26 protein-coding genes are annotated in these 17,709 nt (G+C 68.4%); 4 read left to right on the top strand and 22 right to left on the bottom strand.

Features of this window, described 5'->3' with window-relative positions; all coding sequences use genetic code 11:
• Positions 1-134: 134 nt before the first annotated feature.
• Positions 135-1,082 (bottom strand): hypothetical protein, encoded by a 948-nt coding sequence (locus GA0115259_RS20775; protein WP_093599325.1) that lies wholly within the window; start codon positions 1,080-1,082, stop codon positions 135-137.
• A gap of 60 nt (positions 1,083-1,142) precedes the next feature.
• A complete protein-coding gene (locus GA0115259_RS20780; protein ID WP_141716640.1) occupies positions 1,143-1,724 on the bottom strand; it encodes a GIY-YIG nuclease family protein in 582 nt (193 codons plus the stop codon).
• Between the two features lie 81 nt (positions 1,725-1,805).
• Between GA0115259_RS20780 and GA0115259_RS20785 the strand changes: the two genes are divergently transcribed.
• Positions 1,806-2,078, top strand: coding sequence for a hypothetical protein (locus GA0115259_RS20785; protein WP_093599331.1), 273 nt, complete (start codon positions 1,806-1,808; stop codon positions 2,076-2,078).
• Positions 2,079-2,192: 114 nt separating this feature from the next.
• Here GA0115259_RS20785 and GA0115259_RS20790 read toward each other — a convergent pair whose 3' ends face one another.
• The 18 genes from GA0115259_RS20790 to GA0115259_RS20875 form a co-directional block, all read right to left on the bottom strand.
• Positions 2,193-2,459 (bottom strand): hypothetical protein, encoded by a 267-nt coding sequence (locus GA0115259_RS20790; RefSeq protein ID WP_093599334.1) that lies wholly within the window; start codon positions 2,457-2,459, stop codon positions 2,193-2,195.
• A 75-nt stretch (positions 2,460-2,534) separates the two neighbouring features.
• A complete protein-coding gene (locus GA0115259_RS20795) occupies positions 2,535-2,855 on the bottom strand; it encodes a hypothetical protein (RefSeq protein WP_093599337.1) in 321 nt (106 codons plus the stop codon).
• A 220-nt stretch (positions 2,856-3,075) separates the two neighbouring features.
• Positions 3,076-4,830, bottom strand: a complete 1,755-nt coding sequence (locus GA0115259_RS20805; RefSeq protein WP_093599343.1) for a DNA cytosine methyltransferase — start codon at positions 4,828-4,830, stop codon at positions 3,076-3,078.
• Positions 4,830-5,762, bottom strand: coding sequence for a hypothetical protein (locus GA0115259_RS20810; protein ID WP_093599346.1), 933 nt, complete (start codon positions 5,760-5,762; stop codon positions 4,830-4,832). The genes GA0115259_RS20805 and GA0115259_RS20810 overlap by 1 nt, the downstream gene beginning before the upstream one ends.
• Positions 5,759-6,259, bottom strand: a complete 501-nt coding sequence (locus tag GA0115259_RS20815; RefSeq protein ID WP_093599349.1) for a hypothetical protein — start codon at positions 6,257-6,259, stop codon at positions 5,759-5,761. Before GA0115259_RS20815 ends, GA0115259_RS20810 begins: the two co-directional genes overlap by 4 nt.
• A complete protein-coding gene (locus GA0115259_RS20820; protein ID WP_093599352.1) occupies positions 6,256-6,900 on the bottom strand; it encodes a 3'-5' exonuclease in 645 nt (214 codons plus the stop codon). The genes GA0115259_RS20815 and GA0115259_RS20820 overlap by 4 nt, the downstream gene beginning before the upstream one ends.
• Positions 6,897-7,781, bottom strand: coding sequence for a hypothetical protein (locus GA0115259_RS20825; RefSeq protein WP_093599355.1), 885 nt, complete (start codon positions 7,779-7,781; stop codon positions 6,897-6,899). The genes GA0115259_RS20820 and GA0115259_RS20825 overlap by 4 nt, the downstream gene beginning before the upstream one ends.
• Positions 7,778-8,665, bottom strand: coding sequence for a PD-(D/E)XK nuclease-like domain-containing protein (locus GA0115259_RS20830; RefSeq protein WP_256098065.1), 888 nt, complete (start codon positions 8,663-8,665; stop codon positions 7,778-7,780). Before GA0115259_RS20830 ends, GA0115259_RS20825 begins: the two co-directional genes overlap by 4 nt.
• Positions 8,662-9,009, bottom strand: coding sequence for a hypothetical protein (locus tag GA0115259_RS20835; protein ID WP_093599358.1), 348 nt, complete (start codon positions 9,007-9,009; stop codon positions 8,662-8,664). Before GA0115259_RS20835 ends, GA0115259_RS20830 begins: the two co-directional genes overlap by 4 nt.
• The gene (locus tag GA0115259_RS20840; RefSeq protein WP_093599361.1) at positions 9,006-9,668 is read right to left on the bottom strand and encodes a hypothetical protein; all 663 of its coding nucleotides are present in this window, start codon (positions 9,666-9,668) and stop codon (positions 9,006-9,008) included. The genes GA0115259_RS20835 and GA0115259_RS20840 overlap by 4 nt, the downstream gene beginning before the upstream one ends.
• On the bottom strand, positions 9,665-10,243 hold the full coding sequence (locus GA0115259_RS20845) for a hypothetical protein (protein WP_093599365.1): 579 nt from the start codon (positions 10,241-10,243) through the stop codon (positions 9,665-9,667). Before GA0115259_RS20845 ends, GA0115259_RS20840 begins: the two co-directional genes overlap by 4 nt.
• Entirely contained in the window at positions 10,240-10,632 is a 393-nt protein-coding gene (locus GA0115259_RS20850; RefSeq protein ID WP_093599368.1) for a hypothetical protein, read from the bottom strand. Before GA0115259_RS20850 ends, GA0115259_RS20845 begins: the two co-directional genes overlap by 4 nt.
• Positions 10,622-10,801, bottom strand: a complete 180-nt coding sequence (locus tag GA0115259_RS20855; protein WP_141716641.1) for a hypothetical protein — start codon at positions 10,799-10,801, stop codon at positions 10,622-10,624. The genes GA0115259_RS20850 and GA0115259_RS20855 overlap by 11 nt, the downstream gene beginning before the upstream one ends.
• An 82-nt stretch (positions 10,802-10,883) precedes the next feature.
• On the bottom strand, positions 10,884-12,101 hold the full coding sequence (locus GA0115259_RS20860) for a hypothetical protein (RefSeq protein WP_141716642.1): 1,218 nt from the start codon (positions 12,099-12,101) through the stop codon (positions 10,884-10,886).
• The gene (locus tag GA0115259_RS20865; protein ID WP_093599377.1) at positions 12,098-12,400 is read right to left on the bottom strand and encodes a hypothetical protein; all 303 of its coding nucleotides are present in this window, start codon (positions 12,398-12,400) and stop codon (positions 12,098-12,100) included. Before GA0115259_RS20865 ends, GA0115259_RS20860 begins: the two co-directional genes overlap by 4 nt.
• On the bottom strand, positions 12,400-12,756 hold the full coding sequence (locus GA0115259_RS20870) for a DUF6197 family protein (protein ID WP_256098066.1): 357 nt from the start codon (positions 12,754-12,756) through the stop codon (positions 12,400-12,402). The genes GA0115259_RS20865 and GA0115259_RS20870 overlap by 1 nt, the downstream gene beginning before the upstream one ends.
• Positions 12,757-12,939: 183 nt before the next feature.
• On the bottom strand, positions 12,940-13,113 hold the full coding sequence (locus tag GA0115259_RS40445) for a hypothetical protein (RefSeq protein ID WP_176732603.1): 174 nt from the start codon (positions 13,111-13,113) through the stop codon (positions 12,940-12,942).
• A complete protein-coding gene (locus GA0115259_RS20875; RefSeq protein WP_093599380.1) occupies positions 13,110-13,337 on the bottom strand; it encodes a helix-turn-helix domain-containing protein in 228 nt (75 codons plus the stop codon). Before GA0115259_RS20875 ends, GA0115259_RS40445 begins: the two co-directional genes overlap by 4 nt.
• A gap of 237 nt (positions 13,338-13,574) precedes the next feature.
• Here GA0115259_RS20875 and GA0115259_RS20880 point away from each other — a divergent pair, with 237 nt between their 5' ends.
• The gene (locus tag GA0115259_RS20880) at positions 13,575-14,030 is read left to right on the top strand and encodes a helix-turn-helix domain-containing protein (protein ID WP_161230428.1); all 456 of its coding nucleotides are present in this window, start codon (positions 13,575-13,577) and stop codon (positions 14,028-14,030) included.
• A 144-nt stretch (positions 14,031-14,174) separates the two neighbouring features.
• Positions 14,175-14,603 carry a hypothetical protein gene (locus GA0115259_RS20885; RefSeq protein ID WP_141716643.1) on the top strand — a complete coding sequence of 143 codons (429 nt, stop codon included), beginning with the start codon at positions 14,175-14,177 and terminating at the stop codon, positions 14,601-14,603.
• On the opposite strand, the gene GA0115259_RS20890 is transcribed toward GA0115259_RS20885, so the two are convergent.
• Positions 14,590-16,242 (bottom strand): recombinase family protein, encoded by a 1,653-nt coding sequence (locus GA0115259_RS20890; protein WP_093599389.1) that lies wholly within the window; start codon positions 16,240-16,242, stop codon positions 14,590-14,592. The two genes, GA0115259_RS20885 and GA0115259_RS20890, sit on opposite strands and share 14 nt — an antisense overlap.
• A gap of 194 nt (positions 16,243-16,436) precedes the next feature.
• Positions 16,437-17,096 carry a TetR/AcrR family transcriptional regulator gene (locus GA0115259_RS20895; RefSeq protein ID WP_093599398.1) on the bottom strand — a complete coding sequence of 220 codons (660 nt, stop codon included), beginning with the start codon at positions 17,094-17,096 and terminating at the stop codon, positions 16,437-16,439.
• Between the two features lie 334 nt (positions 17,097-17,430).
• Between GA0115259_RS20895 and GA0115259_RS20900 the strand changes: the two genes are divergently transcribed.
• Entirely contained in the window at positions 17,431-17,634 is a 204-nt protein-coding gene (locus GA0115259_RS20900) for a cold-shock protein (protein ID WP_041994569.1), read from the top strand.
• Positions 17,635-17,709 lie beyond the last annotated feature (75 nt).

Consider the following 17,709-nt stretch of genomic DNA (forward strand, 5'->3'; position numbering starts at 1 on the left):
CTCGCCGTCGATGCGGAAGCGTAGGTAGCCGCCGCCCGCGCCGGTGATTGTGGCGGGCTTGCCGTCGTACTCGATGCGCATGCCGTGGCGGGCGGGCACGTCGTAGGTGCGGCGGATCCATTCCATGGTGCTGGTCACGCGGGGTCTCCCTGCTGGCGGAGTTGTTCGGCGATGGCCATCCAGCCCGCGACCTTGGCGTCGGTCCCGGTGAGGGTCTGGCCGGACGGGAGGGCGATGACGTTGCTCGTCGGGTGCTGCTGGCGGCGCTCGGACGCGAACTTCGCGGAGCGGCGTATCCACTTCTGCCATTCGTCGGGCCAGGAGCGGCGGCGGGAGCCGTCGGCGCGGTAGTGGCTGACGAACTGCTGGGTCTCGTACTCGATGTCGAGCCCGGGGCCGAAGGTCTGGAGTGCCCAGCGGCGCATGGTGTCGGTGATGTGGAAGTCGGCTTGGTCGAGGGGGAGGCGGCCGTCAGGCCGGGACACCGACGCCCTACTACCTGCACTCTCCTCATCTACATCAGCCACGTCGTAGTTATGGGAGGGGAGGGGAGGGGAGGGGACACCCGTGACACCCTCATGGGTGTCACGCCGTGACGGACCGCCTTGACCTGCGGCGGAGTCGTCAAACAGGGGGTCGTTTCGGCTTCGATTCGGCGCGGAATCGGCTTCGTTTCGGCTCCGATTCGAGTTCGATTCGGAGCCGATTCCGCGCTGATTCCGGTTCGAACGGGCGGTGTCCCGCCCCTTCTGCTGCCGCTTCCGGGCGTTCTCACGGGCGGCTTCGATCTGCGCGCGGGACTTGTTGTAGTCGAGGTAGTCGTGGATGTAGTACCCGCCGTCGGCCGGCTGCGGGCAGCGGGAGCACGTGTGCCCGGCGCCGTGCAGCATGCCGACGGCGATGAGCCTGCGGACGTTCGGTTCGGTGCCATACGTCCGGACGATGGCCCCGTCGAGGTGGCCCTCAGTCAGGTGCCTGGTTGCGTGGACGCCGAGGCGCACGAAGAGGCCGACGGCGGCGTTGCCTGCCTTGCGCACCTTGGGGTGCGTGTCGAACCCGTCATCGAGGGCGAACCAGGCCATGAAGTGCTTCTCTCGTCCGTACTGGTTAGGAGGATGTGGCGGGTATCGCCGGGCGGCCGTTCATCTGCTGGCCTTTTGGTTGAGGTAGGGCTTGTGCTGCCGAAGGAGCCGGTCCTCGATGAGGTAGGCGTGCTCGCGGTCGCGGCAGGGGTGGGCTTGCCAGCGAACGAAGTGCTTGCCGTCCTTCGTGTGGCGGCGAAGGCGTGCCCGGAATGTGTGAGTGGAGCCGACGTAGCAGGGCTCGTTGCCGTCGTCGAATAGGACATAGACGACGGCGGATCCAGAGAGCGGTGCCGGGTTGCCTGTGGGGATGGGGTACTCGCCGACCCAACTGCCTTCGGGGCCGTTGGGAAGTTGCTTCGCTCGTTGGGCTACGCGCTTCCAAGGGGCGCCGACGATCTCGTCCCAGGCGTTCATTGCGCCGGGCTGCTTGCTTGCGCGGACGGCGGCCAGAGCGGAGCAGAGTTGGACTTCGGTGAGCTGTCCAGTGCGGTAGTGGGTGCCGATCTGGTGGAGGGCCTGTTCCAGGGTGCCTCGGCGGGCATTCGCCAGCCTGGCTTCCTTCTCCTGGATCAGATGTATGTGCTGGAGCGTGGCGTCCAGGGAGGTTCGCAGAGACTTTGGGAGATCCTTGGTGTGCATATGCAAGACCCTACAATTGTGCATATGCATGGTCAATGTGGCGTCTGGACGCGGTGCATATGCAGCGCTTACGCTGGGCGCATGGTCAGCCGCGCGAAGGACACCCACACCACAAACCGCGTCGTCCGCATCGACGACGAGGACTGGGCCGCGTATGAGCTGGCATGCAAGCGCAAGGGCCTGACTCGGTCGGCAGACATCCGCATGCACATCAAGCGCGAGATCGCGAAGTATCGGCGCGAGGTGCAGGCCGAAGCCGACCGTTGGAACGCCGAGGCGGATACCGAAGAAGCAACTCCTCCGGCCGAGCCGCGCAAGAAGCGCGTCGTGCGCCTGCCGAAGCGTTCTGGTTGACCGCACCGCCTCCTCCTCTCGTCTTCCTGGCCCCGCCACGGCGGGGCTTTGCGCTGTGGGTCCGTCCAGGGCGGGGCACGAGGCCAGCCGCCCCGGACGGCGCTACGGGGTCGGTCAGGCGGTGGTGGAGGCGTGCTCGGGGCAGAAGTCGTCCCCGGTGTCGGCGTCGTGTTCCCAGCCCTCGTTGTTGACGAGGTGCTTGCGGGCGACGCCGAGGCGCTGGGCGCGGGTCATGTCCTCGCTGACCATGTAGTCGGCGGTCTTCTCAGTGCCGCAGTGGTCGCAGAAGACGGTGATCTGCGAGGGGTAGAGCGGGCTGCTGGGGTCGCGGATGATCGCGTTGACGATCTCGGGGGTGAGCCCGGTGGGCTGGTCGCTCATGGGGTGTGCCTTCCGTGTGGTGTTCTGGTGGGGTGGCCGGGCCCGATACCCGCGGGCCCGGCCGTACGCGCTGGGTCAGGAGCGGTTCGCAGAGCAGGGGCCGCACGCCTTGATGCCGCAGTCCTTGCCGAGACGGTGCTCGGTGTCGGCGGTCCACGCGTAGCCGTGGTGCAGGACGACCGCGTACATGACCGGGTCGTACTCGCTGGTGGAGTTGAACCGCATCTGCGCGAAGGTGGCGTTCAGCTCGTTCGCCAGGTTCAGCGCGCCACCGAGGGTCTCCCTGTCGTGGATCTCGTCCATGCCGCTCACCCACACGGACCACTCCTGGTCCTCGTAGCCGAGGCGGTGCCGGTCGGGGCCGAAGAGCGTGGTGGTGGGGTTGGTGGTGTTCATGTGAGGTGTCCTTCGTTCTCGTAGGCGTCGGCCGCGTCGGCGACCTGCTGGGCGAGGGCGGCTTCGGCGCAACATTTATGTGCGGCCTTGCCCTTTGAGTCCCGGAGGTTCGTCGGCCGGCCGCAGTACCTGCACGGCCTTGCCTCGCGGGACCAGTGCGAGGAGTGGCCCCAGTCGAGGAGCCCACCCGGCGGGGGGTGGGGACGTGGCGGGCGGTGGGTCACGCGGCGGCTGCCTTGGATGTGGTCGAGCCGAAGTCCTGGCGACCGTGGATGACGGCCCGCAGCCGTTCCCCGATCCAGGTGCCGACCTGCGGGCTGACGGCGTTTCCGAATCCGTCGACCTGGTTGCGGGCGGAGCCCCAGACGGTGAAGGTGCCGCGGTAGTCGTTGAAGTCGACGTCGAAGCCGCAGCCGCGGCCGATCTCGTGGGCGGCCATCATTCGGTAGAAGCAGTCTTCGAGGGGAAGTTCGGCGAGCGACGCCTGCCACTGGGCCATGAGCAGCGCGGTGGTGTCGTGGGCGGTGAGGGTGCCGAGCGGGTCGGTGAGAGGGTGCGGCGCGGTTCCGTGTCCCGAAGTCGTCCCGTTCTGCTTGTACCAGCCGGCGGCCGTCAGCACCGCGGGGATCTGCTCCGAGGTGAAGGTGGGCATCGCCTCGCTGTGCAGAGTGGGCAGTGTGTTCTTCCGGTACGGGATGACTCCGGAGGACAGCACGGCGAGGGTCTCCGACCCGACCTGAGTGGGCAGCGGTTCCCCGGCGCCTCGCGCGGCACCCTGATAGTTGTCCACCGCGAGCGCCATCGCCGGTGCGGCCAGTCCATCAGCGGAGTCCTGGGCCCATAGCGGCTGGACGACCGGTCCGGTGGACAGGATCGCGGTCTCCTGCTGGCTGGTCTGCGTCGCCATTGGCTGCAGCAGGAGCCGCTCCGAGCCGTGCACGCCCTTCGCCGGCATGAGGATCGCCGGGAAGTCGGCGAAACGCTGGCGGCACCGTTCCGCGCGTGCCATTGACGACCGCGCGAGCGGCCCGACGAAGCCGTCCTTGAACGTCTTGACCGGCTTGTCGCCGATGCGCGTGCCGAGATCGGTGAGGTCGAGCGCGGCCAGCGACGGCGTTGTCGGCGGGACGACGGGACGCCGGCAGGACGGGCACCGGTATTCGTACTGCTTGCCGTACATCACCGTGCCGGTCGCTGGGATGCCGGTCTTCCACGTCCACACCGCCTCGACGTCCGTGTTGCAGCGCCCGCAGCGCGACACCGGCCGGTGCTCCAGGTCGGGCATCGGAAGGGACTTGTCGACGAACACCCAGTAACCGCGGTCCCGGGACTGCGGTACCTCGAAGAACTGGCTGTTGAGGTACAGGACCTTGTGCCGGTAGCCGAGCAAATCGAACTGGTTGAGCCACCACCGGTAGGTCGAGCCGTCCCCGACCTTCGGGCGGCCCGGCAGTGCGGGCCCCCATGAGGTGAGCTGGGTGGTGCACTCGACGAGGATGAGCCGCGGGTGGTGCTTGGCGGCGTACTGCAGGACGCAGTTCGCGGTGGCCCGGTCCCGCTCGGACTTGGTGACGCGCGCCTCGTAGTCGGGGTCGTCCAGCTCGAACAGTGTCGCGCCCTGTTCGTATGCCTTGATCGTGTTGGCGAGTGAGTGGTTGACGCACGACACCCCGGCAACGAGCAGGTCGGCAGGGGGAAGGTCCCGGGCGGAGTGGTAGTCCGCGGCCTCGGGGTCGACCAAGTCGGCGATCCAGTGGTCGGCGTCCGGGTGGTTCGCCTCGTGGACCTCGACCTTGTAGGCGTTGTGGTTCGCGGCCATGATCGTGGTGAAACCGGCTCTTTTGATGCCTTCGGTGAGCCCGCCGAAGCCGGAGAAAAGGTCGACTGCGACGGGGTCGTCGTGCCGGAATCGGCGGCGTCTTACGGCCGGTCGGTGGGTGGCGGTGCGGCTCTTCTTCTTGGGGGCGGCGGCCATCAGGCGGCTTCCTTCGCGGTCTGGGCACGGTCGCGGCGCTGGCCGGTGCGGAGTTCGACGGTGATCGCGTGGACCGTGGACAGGGCAAGCCCGAGACGGACCGCGATGGTCTCGTCGGTGAGCCCGAAGCCCCGCAGGTGGTCGATCTCCGTACGGCGCAGGGCGGCGAGCTGGTCCCGGTTCAGGTCACGCTCGGCAGACTTCGGGTCGAACGTGGGGTCGTCGATGCGGCCCATGTCGTCCCACCACACCGGATCCGGCCAGCCCTGACGGGCCGCCCACTTACGGGTCTTGACCGCGGTCGCGAGGCTGACACCGTGCTCTTCCGGGCGTTGGTGCTGGAGGTTCTCGTACGCGTCAGCAACCATTCGGGCGGTACTGCGGAGCACGTACCTCTGCCCGGCGAGCCTGCCCACACAGGCCGGGTGGGTCCCGATGTGCGGTCCGAGGGTCCGCATGGGCCAGCCGATCGCGGCCAGCGCCTGGACTCGGCGGCCGGTGCCGGTCGAATCGACCTGTCCCGGCATGACCTCCGCGGCGGTCACGGCCAGGATTGCGGCGGCGATTTCGGGTGTGGCGCGCTTCTTCCGGGGCCGGCGCGGGCTGGCGTCGTAGATGAAGCCGGTGACCGTGGCGGTGGCACGGCCGATCCGCTCGGCGATCACCGCATAGGACAGGCCCGCCGCGTTGAGGGCGAGGAGGTGCTGGCGGATCGGCTCGGCGTCGACGTACGGCTGCCACGTGCCGTAGCCCCGCTTGCGGTGCCGGGCGCGCTGGTAGGCGAGGTAGTGCTCGACGCAGGCAGGACACTTGCAGCCGTGGTATTTGTGGCGGGACAGGGTGCCGTGGTCCGGGAGAGGGCGGGGGCGGGCGGTCCCCGCCCCGGCCGGAGCCGGGACGGGAACCGCGGTGGACAGGGCCGGGGCGGTCACGCGGCGCCGCCTTCGATGAGGGAGGTGTAGTAGCAGTGGCCGGGCCGCTCGCTGTGGAGCTCGACGAGGCCGTCACGGTGCAGGTTGTCCAGGTGGCGCTGGGCCACGGATCGGTAGACGTTGGTGCCGAGGGCGCGGCGCATGACGACCTTCGCCCGCCCCGGGGTCCACTCGCCACCCTCGTTGGCGATGGCCTGAAGGAGTGCGAGCTCGGGGCGGATACGCCCGCCGGGGTGACGCCAGACGACCTTGGGGGTGAGCAGGTAGGCCCGCTGCCCGTCGACGGTGACGCCGAGGAGCTGTCCCCGCCGGGCGAGGTCCCGCAGGTCGCGGCGTGCGGCGTTGCGGCCGATACCGGACCACGGGGTGACGCTGTACAGGTCTTGGGCCCGCTTCGTGGTGACGGGCCGACGCGAGCCTTCCCTGACGAGCGTGAGCAGGCTGTCGCGGCGGGCGGTGACGTCCAGGCATCCCTTGGTCTCGATGGTGGCGGTCACGCGGCACCATCCCGGGCTGGGGCGCGGGTGCCGGTGACGGCGTCGTACACGTCGCGGGCCCACCGGGCGTCCACCAGCGCCTGGTGCCCGTCCGCGCCGGGCGGCTCAACACCCATCCGCCGGGACAGACCACGTGAGGAGAGCGGCATCCCGGGCAGGTCGTCACGCTGGAGAACGGCGCCTGTGGCGTGCGGTACGGACGCCTGCCCGTACTGGAACCCGGCGGCGAGGGTGGCAATGTCGAGCGGCCGGTAGTGCCACTGGGCTGCGCCGGGGCCGAGGAGCTTGCGGAGGAACCGGTCATCGAAGCCCGGGTTGGAGCCGACCATGACGGCGCCGGACAGGACCGACAGGATGGCGCTGACCGCCTGGAAGCGGGTCATCGGCACGATCGGGCCGTCCTCGTAGCCGGTGAACGCGGCCTCAGCGTGCGGGGGGACGGCGAACCGTTCCAGGTAGCGGCCGATCTCCAGCGCCTCCCGGTCGGCGGTGGCCAGGTTGGGGCGGATCTGCCACACGTACTCGGTGTCGGTGGGCTCGTTGTCGTCGAACTCCCGCAGGATGACGGCGACTTCCCAGGCGTCCCCCAGTGCGGAGTCCAGGTGAGTTGTCTCCGTGTCGACGAAGGCGATGTTCGTCATGCGCGGGCCCCCGATCCGGGCTGCGCCGCGGCCGGCCAGTCCGTCGAGCCGGACTCGGTGCCCGTGACCGGGGCCTTGGCCGCTGCCTCGATTTCCTCGGCCGTCACGCGCTGCGGCGGGAACTCGTCGTCGGCGGTGATCTCGCCCTGCTGGATCGACTTGAACGCGACGATGAGCTGCGCCACGTCGTGCTCGGTCCACTTCCCGGACGGCCGGCCGAGCTTCGACTCGATCCGGTCCGCGGTGACGCCGATGCCCTCGAACGCGCGGATGGCGTCCGCGACCCGCAGGTTCAGCGGCTTGCCGCCGCCGTCGCGGAGGGTCTTCGCGCAGAGTTCCTTGGCCTCTTCGACGAACCAGGGCGGCAGGATCGCGAAGATCGCCTCACGGACGCGGCGGGCGCCGTTGTTGGCGTTGTTCTCGTAGATGTCCCGGAGGTCTTCGAGCTTCTTTGGGCCGCCCTTCTGGTCCCTCTTGTGAGGGACGATGAAGGTGGAGGAGTTCCGCGAGTTCTTCTGGACGTCCCAGGCGAACGCCTGCATCTCCGACTCGCCGTACTCGTCGTCGCGGCGCATCTCCACCAGCCCGTACTGGATGTTGCCCCAGCAGCGGGCCAGTTCTCGGGCCAGGTGCACGGACGGCCCGGACACGGTCTGGCCACCGCGGGGGAAGCGGAACGTGGCTCGCTCGGCGAGGGCGAGCTGCTGGCACGACTGCCGCATCTCGGCGATCGCGGCGTTGATGTCCCGCGGGCACTGCTGCGCCACGACGATCGCCGCCTGGACCTCGGCGACTGCGCGGGACTGCTCGACCGCGGTGCCCTGCCCGATCCGTCCCGGGGCCGCAGCGGGGGTCATGCGTTCGATCTGCTGGTGTGTCACAAGTACTCCTCGGTGTCGCGGGCCTCGGCCCAGAAGGGAAGGGAGAGGTACGCGATGTCGTCGCTGTAGCCGGGCCAGTGGCCGGTCTCGACGCAGTCGGCGTAGATCTGGAGGGCGCGGCGGTTGCGGGCGGCGCCGATCCGCATGGCGTTCGCGTCCAGTTCGATGACCGACACCAGGTAGGGGGCGGTCTTCTCCTGGCAGACGAAGACGAATGCCGCAGTGTCGTCGGCCAGGCCGAGGGCCTTGGCGCCGGAGCGGTACCAGTCGGCTTGCTGGTGGTAGCCGTATTCCTCCACCGCGCGGGCGAGGGCGGCCGGTTCGGCGGATCGGCAGGTCTTGTAGTCGGGGATGATCAGGCGTCCGGTGCGCGGCTGGGGCAGCCAGTCGAAGCGGGCACGGCGCATGACACCGGTCGGCCGGTCGCGCCAGAACAGCGACTGCTCGGGCCGGCCGCGCGCCGGGTCGAACAGTGCGGCGGCAACGGGATGGTGGCGCAGGGCGTCGGCCATCGCGTGGACCTGCTCGTACTCTGCGGGCTTCAGCGGGACTCCGCCTGCGGCCCGTACGTCGGCAACGTCGGCTTTGACCGCGGCCGACCGCCATTCGGTGGCGTCGATGCGTACGAGGTCGGGTCCTTCGCCGAGGACGAGTTTGTGGGCGGCGGTGCCGAGTTCGAAGGTCTTCTTCGGCTCCTGTGGGGTGTCCTGTGCGTGCCGGAACAGGGCGGGGCAGGACGGGGGGAGGAGAAGTCGGGCGCCGCTGGAAGAGAGGCTGCCGCGGTCGGCGTGGTACTCCTCGTTGGTCATCTGGTAGATGCCGGGCTCGGTGACGCCGGGGCCGGCGGCCGGGGCCGTAGCCCCGGCCTGCGCGACGGTCGTCACAGGGCATCGCCCCGCTTCGCCTCCACGAGCTGCAGCAGCTCACGGATGACCGCGCGAATCGTTGCCGCGTCGTGCCGCGACGGGTACTTCGCCACGTGCCGTGCGACGGTGGTCCACGCCGTGGCCGGATCCGGCGCCGTCAGCTTGTCGATGGCCTTCTGGAGGCAGGTGGGGTTGCCGTCTTCGTCTTCGGCGTGGAGCCAGCCGACGGGGTGGAGCTTGGCCATCAGGCCATATCGCTCCAGTCCGCAGCCCGCGCAGAGTCCCTCGTCGGTGACGTTGCCGTTTTCGTGGTGTGTGTACTGCTCGACGCGGAACTCGGGCAGGTCGAGTTGGACCTTCATCGGGCGCCGTCCTTCCGGGTGTTGAGGTCGTAGCGGCGTCCGGTGACGTCGACGGACGCAGTGAGGTAGCCGTGCTGGGCGAGCGCGTAGAGGTCGTGCCGGGCCTCACGCAGCGAGGTGTGGACACCCCACTCGCGGTAAAGGGCGGCGACGGGGCTGCTGCTGCGGAGTTCACGGGGGCGCCGCTGGATCTCAGCAAGGAGCCGCTGTTGCCGGTCGGTCAGGGGCTCCGGCGCGGGCGGTGCGACGCCGTCGTACTCGTGGTTCCACTGGTTGATGCCGACGACCGCAGGCCGGTGCCAGTCCCTGTGCTCGGATCGCCAGCCCATCGCGAGACGTTCGCCGGTGATGGGGTGGTTGGTGACGGCGACGGTCAGGAAGTCGCTGCCGTCGCGGTGGGTGTAGCCGTGGCCGGGCTGGAAGAAGTCGGGCTGGGGAGTGGCCGTCGGCGCCGGGGCGCTGGCCTTCTCCACCGTGTCCATCTCGTCGGCGAGGTCCAGCGAGTACCGGAGCATGCTCGCGGCGTGGTCCTGGCCGATGCCCTCCAGCCAGTCCGCGTTCCCCCGCGTCACCTCGTCGTGGTAGGCGTCGATCTTGGCGTTGGCCGTACGGTCGTCGCCCCAGCCAGCCAGCGCGTACAACTCGTCGCGGGCGCTCATGCCGCACCGCCCAGAATGTGCACCGGAGTCGCCTTGTGTTCCCGGCGGTATCGCCAGTACAGCTTCGGAGCCCGGGTCTCGTGCCACTTGATCGGACCGTGGCACTTGCGCATCGGGTTGTGGAACCACTCGCGTTTCATCGACAGCCGCCCGCAGCCAGGGCATGCGATCGCAGGCCCGATCGGGGCGCCGGTCAGATCGCGACGTTGCCACCGGTCGATACGGCGGAACTCGACGCTGCCGTCGATCGCCTGCTCGCCGGACAGGTCCGGGTAGTCTCCGTCGACCCAGTACTTGAGAGCCTCGTCCTCGGTCGCGCCCGGCGCCTTGATGACGTACGTACTGGTGACCTCGACAACGATCGGCCACTGCATCTCGTCCATGCCCCACGCGTTGCGGGCCTTGGCCCCGGCCACGATCAGGTCCTCGACGTCGGGGTTCGGCTCGGCGCTCTCGGGGCGGGGGAACTTCTGGCCGCCGTAGTACTCGTGTGCTCCGGGGTGGCCGAGTTTCAGCAGGCAGTTCCGGGAGGAGTGGTCCTCGCCGTCGAGGTGGAGGGGCTCGTCGCAGTTCATGCCGTCCGCCTTTCGGGCCGGGTTGCCACGGCCGTGAGTCGCTGCGGGTTGAACCGCGTCAGCTTCGAGATCACCGCGTCCAGTTCGTCCCGCAGCCGCAGCGCGTCCGCGAGACGGATCTCGATCTCCGCGCTGTCCATCGCGGCGGCGTCTTCCACGGCCTCCGTCAGCGCGTCCAGCTCTCCCTCGCGCGGGGAGGCCACGGCCTCGGCGAGCGCGTCGAGCTGGTTGATGACGTCCTCCCGGGCGTCCGCGTCGCCCCAGTGCTGGACCAGGGCGATCAGGGTGTGGTGGCGGATGAGGTCGGCGCGGAAGATGGCCTTGAACCAGTCAGAGCGGAGCCGCACGGACAGGCCGGGCGTCGTGCTCGGGGTCAGGTCAGCGGGCACGGTGGCCTCCAGTCGGGCGGAAGAAGAGCACGACGCGGGCAGCAGCGGGCGCCAGCCGGTCGTGCAGGAAGGCGATGGGGTGGTGGTCGTCGACGATCGCGACGAAGACCATGCAGCCGAGACCCCACGTCAGGGCTGCGGCGGACGCGATGCGGAGGACCTCGTCCATCACTCGCCCCCCGGCGTGGGGCAGCCGAGCGTCAGCCAGAGCAGACCAGCGGCGATCAGCACGTACGCGATGACGGAAGCGATCACGACACACCGCCCTCGGTGACATCGGTCCAGCCCTCGAACTCGCCCTCGTCCTGGAAGCCTCCGTGCCACTTCGAGCCCGGCGCACCGTTCCTCATCCAGCCGATCGCGCGGAGGTGACCGTGCTCGGGATGGCGGGTGACGTGCTCCACACGGAACAGGGTGATCAGCTCGGGCGCCCGGTAGGCGTTGCCGTTGCTGTACGTGCGGTCGGGCCGGAAGAAGTTCGTTTCCTCGGCGTCCTCGCGGAGGGCCTGCGTCGGCGCAACCCCATCCGCAGCGACCGGGCCGGGCGCCACAGGACGCAGCGGCGTGATCCGACCCGGCCCCTGCGACAGAGGAGCGTCAGTGTCCGGATCCGTCCAAACCTGCTGGAGGACGCCGTCCTCCTCCTCGACGAAGTCCCACGCCCGCTCCACGCCAGGGATGGACTTCATGTCCGCGCTCGCGCCGTCGGCAACGAACTCCTTGGCCCCGTCGAGCGTGCGGTGCAGCTCGGGCTCCATGCCGTCGTACTCGGCGAGGAACAGCTGTGCGGACTCCAGCTCGGCGAGCTTTTCCACCTCCGCCTTCGCGTCGGCCTCAGCCGCACACGCCAAGCCCTCGCGCAGCTCCAGCGCGGCAACCTGCTTCTTCAGCTTCCGCACCTCAGCCGCATCCGCCACATGCGCACCCGCAGCATGAGCCAACGCCTCCTGCAAACGAGCCAACTCGGCCGCCTGCTCCGGCACCAGCGCCTCCAGCCGCGCCAACTCCGCAGCCTGCTGCGCACCCACCAGACGGCCCTCAACCACCAGCACCCGCAGCGCAGCCCGCACATCCAGCTCAGCCAGACGCCACATCGACCCAGACGGACTGACCTGGTTGAAGCGCGCCCGGATCGCGTCAAGCGCCGCCGCGTACTCCGGCGTCTCCTCCGGGGCCCTCACTCGGCACCGCCCCAGGGCGCTCGGAGCCTCCGACTCCCGCTGCCACAGCATCGAAGGCGCACAGTCAACGTGCAGCACCTCGCCGCTCCCGTTGTGCCGCCCCACAACCCGCACGCCGTACTCGATGGGCGCCTTGGGATTCCGCGAGTCCTCGAAGCGCAGCTTGTCCTTCAGCTCCGCAGGCTTTTCGGTGATCGTTGCCAGAGCCATCTCGCGGGGCCACCAGACGACATCGCCCACGCTGAGCTCGTCGGTCCGGACCATTTCCGGCATCGTCGGGGCGCTCACGCCGCACCGCCCTCGCGCTCGGCCTTCAGCCGGGCAATCTCAGCGCGCGCCTCAGCAAGCTCATCCGCCGCCGTACGCTGCCGCTCCGCAACCTCAGCAATGCCGTCACGCCACCGCTGAACCCCAGCCAGCACATGGTCAGCAACAGCAAGCTGCTTCTCCACCGGCATGGCCGAGGGGAACAGCATCTGAAGCTCGTTCGCAGTGGCCTCGCCGCTCGGCCGCAGACCCAAGGACGCGATCGGGTACGTCCCGGACTCGACAGTGCCGGTCTCAGTCCAGAAGTCGTAGGCGCGCATCAGATGCTCGCCTCGCACGCCTCAGCAGCCGCCTCCAGCACCGCCACCGCCGACTCCGTGGTGCGGCCCTCAACGTCGCCCCACGCGGCGATGTGCTCCTCCAGCGAGAAGATGTCCCCCCAGTACGGGCCCACCTCGCCGTTGACCTCCAGCCGCAGCGCGAGGACAGCGATCGCCTCGTCCGCCAGCAGCGACGTACGATGCGGGTCACTGGTCGTCGCGCACTTCAGCGCGGCCACGATCGACATCGGCCGCAGGAAGTGCGGGATGCACATCTCCCGATCGAACACATCCGGCAGGTAGTCGCCCTGCCAGTGGCCGTTCGCCACGAGCAGCCGAGCCGCAGCACGGAACACAGCCGGGACACTCGCCGGACGGGGAAGTTCGAAGTCCAACAGGACCGTGCGCCGGTGACCGGCGGGCAAGTCCGTGGGACGGATAGTCTGTGTACTCAAGGTGATCCACTTCTCTCTTTGGTGGGTGGATTTGCCGAGGGGCTGCCATGGACCAGGCCCGGTCCGGGCGGCCCCGCTCATGTCTCAGGCCGCGCGCTTCACCGGCGCAGCCACGGCCGTACGGCCGGCCGGGCGGGTCAGGATCCGCCGCAGGACAGCGATCACTTCCGGAGTCGGCGGCGGGGCTTCAGCGACCCGGGCGTGAATCTCCGCGATGACCTCGTCGCCCAGCAGGCGGCGGCGCTCCTCGCGCGTCACGCGGCGACGCTCTCGATCTCGATCCGCTTCATGATCTTGCGGAGGTCGAGGTCATAGGTCTCAGCGAGACGCATCGCCGTGTTCAAGTCAGGCTGCGCCTCGCCCGCGAGGATCCGGTAGGCGGACGATTCACTGATTCCGGCGCGGCGGGAGATGGCGTACCCGGTGCCGTCGCCGACGGCGAGGGTCTTCTCCAGCAGCTTGCTGACGCTCAGGCGGTACACGTACTCACTCCTCCCGTTGCTGGTAGCAGGGGGTTCCTTGCTCACGAGGGAGACTCTGCCATGAAAATCCCTCCCTCGCAAGGGAACTTGCGCGTAAGGGAGGGGTGAATCTGCGGTCGTACACGTGTTCGAGTTCGACGCTGAACAGCATCTATGCAGGTAGGTGGCCTGATAGCCACTCTTGCGGGCCAGGGATTTTCTAGCTACTCCCTACCTAGGGAGCTAGAGTTTGCGGACATGACGGATTCCCCCACAGCCGCGCGGGCACGGAAGTTCGCCGCACTCGTCGGCTCCGCAGCTGAGCGCGCCGGCTACATCGGCCACGGTTCCCAGCAACGCCTGGCCGACGACACGGGCATGTCGACCAGTAGCGTCTCCCGCATGCTCAAGGGGAAGTCCATTCCCGAGCCCAAGTTTTTCCCCGCGATTGCAGAGAAGCTCGATATCCCCCTGCGTGACCTGCTTGTGGAGATGGGCATTCCGGCCGAGTCGCTAAGTGCACTGTCCGAAACTGGTCGGTCACAGGTAGGCTCGCGGCCTATCACCCCATCAGAGGCAGCAGACCAGTGGGGCATCACCGACCCCATCGGGCGCGAGATGCTCACTGCAACCATCGAGCGGCTCAAACGTCTACAAGGCGAGGACGCCGCAGGTAGCGCCGACGAGACTGGGGGCACGGCGGCACAGATGTAGCGGGGGTATGCGATGGATCTCACGGCCGGCACACGAGCAACTGCGATAGCGGCAGCGGTAGTCATGGCCCTGGGGACGGCCGTAGTTCTCTACGGGGTGGCTCAAAATGACTTGGCCCGGAGCCTCGGCGGCGCCTGCCTCAGCATGATCGCGCTCACCCTCATCGCCCTCGTGTCGATCCGGAAGTGGACCACAGACACACACGCCGAGCGAGGGCGTCTGGCCGAAGCAATGCGCGAAGCGGACACCGAGCGCGGAAGGTCCGTCGCCGTGCAAGCCGCCATGGAGGTCGAGCGGGCGCGGATCCGGCGTGACGCGGCTGCCGAGTTGGAGCGGATGGAGGCTCGACTGCGGGCCGAGCGGCAGGCGATACGCGACCAGCTCGAAGAGGAACGCGCGCGGATGGCGTGCGAGAGCCTTGGAATTGCGTTTCGCATGATCAAAGCCGGTCTCCTCGAAGATCGGCCGGCGGAAGAACACGGCAAGGTCATCGGCTTCCCCGGCGCAGCCCGCGCCCGCGAGGAAGCCGACTGCGACGCCGCCGCCTGCGATCGCGAGGTCAGTCGTCCTTGAGGTCCGGCTCGCCCACGACTGGAAGGGGCCCGCTTCCCGCGGCCTTTTCGGCCGCGCGCGCCGCCCGGCGCTCTGCGGCCTCGCGGGCACTGAGTGGCTTCCTCTCGAAACCCGGCTCGCCTATGAACGAGAGCTTGATTCGGCCGGGCTTGATCGTGCGAACGCCCTTTCCGGCTTTGTAGAGGCGGATCGTCACGATCGTGCGAAGTACAGACCGTTTCTGCTCCAGCGTCAGGCCCGGCTGCTCCGGCCCAGTTGCCGTGGTCGGCGCGCCGTTCCAGATGATGTCCGGGTCCGGAGCCATCACCAGGCTGCGTACGAGGGGAGATACCCCCATCACCTGATTCACGGCTTCCTGCGCCTCGTCGATTTGCGGCTGGAGTTGCCGCTCCATGGCCGCGAGCGCGGCCACAGGGAGCCCCAGCGCGCCGTCCGGTCCGATGGTGGAGGCCAGCTTTCTCGCCTCGCCGAGCTGCGCCTTGAGCGTGTCGAGGCGGGACTGCGCTTCTGACTGCTCCGCTTCCTCCTCTTCCTCATCTGGAACAAGGGCAGCACGGGCCGCAGGAGTGGACAGCCATGTCAGGACCGCTTCCTCCACATAGGCATTGCCCAGAGCCTCGCTGATCGATGTGTCGTGCATGTCGGCGCAGTCGTACAGGGGACGGCCGCGCTGCTTGCCGGCCCTCATCTTCGCCTGGTCTCCGCATTCCCCGCAGAGGGTGATACCGGTCTGTAGATGGGCTGCGCGGGAATCGAACTGGGTTCCGCGGTCGGGGTCCGTCAGCCGTTTGACCACCCTCCGGAACAGCGCCACATCCGGCTCGCCGTCAGGCTTCTTGAGGAGTGCGTCCCAGGCGGCGTCGTACAGAGTTCCATTGTGAACGCGCTTCCCGACGTATACGGGGTTGAGGAGCATGCGCTTGACGTTTCGTTCGGTCCAGGGGGCGCCGTCGAGTCGGACCGCAGATGGTTCGCCCTTGAGGCGAGTCAAGACGGAATACAACGAGTTTCCTGAGTCGATGCTTCGGAAGGACGCGTTCACGTGCTCGGCGTGCTTCAGGTGCGGGAACTGCCCGATCAGATCGCCGGAGTCGGGATCGTACTTGCGCAGGTAGCCGAATTGGATCTTGCCGTGCGCGCCGCCCTGTTGGGCGTGGATCCGGGTTGTGCGCAGGATCCGGTCCCGGATGCCCTCCGATTCATCCTCGGCCTGGAGCGCGTCCTGAGCCGTCGCCTTCCTGTCCTCCCGCTTGGACAGGTCATAGATCATTCCGTTGTAGCAGAGCAGCACATCATTGGCATGGCAGGCATTGCGGAGGCGGACGTAGATTTCCAAGTCGCGGTAATAGCGCGATGCCTCGAATGCGACGACGATCCGGGCCCCGCCTGCCTCAATGGCGGCGATCAGCTCTTCGAAGTCGTCGCGCTTCTTCCGCGCGTGGCGGCTCGCGCTGATGCCGGTGTCTTTGAACTCCCGCAGAACGGGCCAGCCGAAGCGGGCGCAGAGGTCGCGGCCGTCGTGGAGCTGGTCGCTGACGCTGCGTCCCTTCTTCTTCGGATCATGGCTGTTGCGGCCGTACAGGAGGGCAGGGAAGGGAGGAGGGTAGACGAGGTGCAGGTACTCGGGTGCGACTGGCATGGCCTGAGTCTAGGGCAAAGTAACACCCCTATAAGCCCTTCTCGCCGGACATGGCCTGGAGTATCTGCCGGTTGGACATGGAGGTCGGCGCCTGTTCGGGCGCCTCGATTGCACTCAATGTGTCCTTCTTCGAATGGATGAGAAAAACGGAGGACGGGGAGTGGGGACGAGGGAGGGACGACGGGGGCCGCGGGTCAGAGGGCGGGCGGCGGCGGTTCGGCGAGCCCGTCCGTCAGCAGGGTGAAGACACGCCGGAACACCTCGGAGAAGTCGGCGTCCGGGCCCTGGGCGCACCAGTGCTCGACGGCCACCCGTACGGCCGTACCGGCGACGGCGGCCAGCAGCCGTGGATAGAGGTCAGGAGCCGAGGCGGCGGTGCTCTTCTCGTTCGGCGCGCGTGAGCCGAGCCGTACGGCGATGGCCTCGGCCAGTTCGATCTCCTCGGCCATATGCGCGCCGAGCCCGCGGACCAGCAGCCGCGGCGAACGCTGGAGCACCGTGGCCCGCAGCCGCCAGATCTCCTGCCGCTCGGCCACATCGACGAGTTCGGTGGCGAGCGCTTCGCGTACCGCTTCGAGCGGCGACAGGGCGGCCGGCGCCGCGCGCACGGCGTGGCGCACCCGTTCGCCGGCGTCCCGGTCCATCATCACGAACGCGTCGTCATGGCTGTCGAAGTAGTTGAAGAACGTACGTGGGGAGACTCCGGCGGCCTCGCTGATCGCCTCGACCGTCACATTCTCGGCGCCGTGCTCGGCGGCCAGCCGTACCGCCGCCTCCGCCAGGGCCGCCCGGGTGGCCCGCTTCTTGCGCTCACGGAGCCCCGGAGCCGCACCTTCGTTCGTCACATCTTGCAGGGTATGCAAAAGTGCACGCCACGCAAAATTGATTGCCCGGGCCGATCGTCGTACCGGGTCGTACAGGTCTGATCGTCATACCGGGTCGGCTGAACGGGTTGGGCCGATCGCGGTCCGATACACGCCACGTGCGCAAGAGTTGGTCGTTTCTGTGGCTGTATCGCTTCGAGCCCTGTAGCGTCTTGATCAGCTGTCGTGGTTCCGAAGTACCGCTCGCCCGTGACGTGCCGTCACGGGCGTTTGTGCTGTTCAGCGTCTCTGCGGACCAGGGCGATCACCTCCGGTTCCCGCACCGTGCGGGAATCACGCGTCCCTCGAAACGGAGACTTGGGCAATGGCCAGTGGAACAGTGAAGTGGTTCAACTCGGAAAAGGGCTTCGGCTTTATCGCGCAGGACGGCGGTGGCCCCGACGTGTTCGCGCACTACTCGAACATCGCGACCTCCGGCTTCCGTGAGCTCCAGGAGGGCCAGAAGGTCACGTTCGACGTCACGCAGGGCCAGAAGGGCCCTCAGGCGGAGAACATCCTCCCCTCGTAACACAGCGGTCCCAGCGGGCCCGGGAGGGCCGGGACGACAGGGCGCCTGTCCGGTGGAACTCCTTCCACCGGACAG

The organism is Streptomyces sp. MnatMP-M17 (assembly GCF_900091995.1).
GTDB lineage: Bacteria > Actinomycetota > Actinomycetes > Streptomycetales > Streptomycetaceae > Streptomyces.

Bases quoted from the DNA above. Each gene is read 5' to 3' on its own strand.
- GA0115259_RS20775 (WP_093599325.1), bottom strand. From the start codon at position 1,082: ATGGCCTGGTTCGCCCTCGATGACGGGTTCGACACGCACCCCAAGGTG.
- GA0115259_RS20780 (WP_141716640.1), bottom strand. From the start codon at position 1,724: ATGCACACCAAGGATCTCCCAAAGTCTCTGCGAACCTCCCTGGACGCC.
- GA0115259_RS20785 (WP_093599331.1), top strand. From the start codon at position 1,806: ATGGTCAGCCGCGCGAAGGACACCCACACCACAAACCGCGTCGTCCGC.
- GA0115259_RS20790 (WP_093599334.1), bottom strand. From the start codon at position 2,459: ATGAGCGACCAGCCCACCGGGCTCACCCCCGAGATCGTCAACGCGATC.
- GA0115259_RS20795 (WP_093599337.1), bottom strand. From the start codon at position 2,855: ATGAACACCACCAACCCCACCACCACGCTCTTCGGCCCCGACCGGCAC.
- GA0115259_RS20805 (WP_093599343.1), bottom strand. From the start codon at position 4,830: ATGGCCGCCGCCCCCAAGAAGAAGAGCCGCACCGCCACCCACCGACCG.
- GA0115259_RS20820 (WP_093599352.1), bottom strand. From the start codon at position 6,900: ATGACGAACATCGCCTTCGTCGACACGGAGACAACTCACCTGGACTCC.
- GA0115259_RS20835 (WP_093599358.1), bottom strand. From the start codon at position 9,009: ATGAAGGTCCAACTCGACCTGCCCGAGTTCCGCGTCGAGCAGTACACA.
- GA0115259_RS20840 (WP_093599361.1), bottom strand. From the start codon at position 9,668: ATGAGCGCCCGCGACGAGTTGTACGCGCTGGCTGGCTGGGGCGACGAC.
- GA0115259_RS20845 (WP_093599365.1), bottom strand. From the start codon at position 10,243: ATGAACTGCGACGAGCCCCTCCACCTCGACGGCGAGGACCACTCCTCC.
- GA0115259_RS20855 (WP_141716641.1), bottom strand. From the start codon at position 10,801: ATGGACGAGGTCCTCCGCATCGCGTCCGCCGCAGCCCTGACGTGGGGT.
- GA0115259_RS20865 (WP_093599377.1), bottom strand. From the start codon at position 12,400: ATGCGCGCCTACGACTTCTGGACTGAGACCGGCACTGTCGAGTCCGGG.
- GA0115259_RS20880 (WP_161230428.1), top strand. From the start codon at position 13,575: ATGACGGATTCCCCCACAGCCGCGCGGGCACGGAAGTTCGCCGCACTC.
- GA0115259_RS20885 (WP_141716643.1), top strand. From the start codon at position 14,175: ATGATCGCGCTCACCCTCATCGCCCTCGTGTCGATCCGGAAGTGGACC.
- GA0115259_RS20890 (WP_093599389.1), bottom strand. From the start codon at position 16,242: ATGCCAGTCGCACCCGAGTACCTGCACCTCGTCTACCCTCCTCCCTTC.
- GA0115259_RS20900 (WP_041994569.1), top strand. From the start codon at position 17,431: ATGGCCAGTGGAACAGTGAAGTGGTTCAACTCGGAAAAGGGCTTCGGC.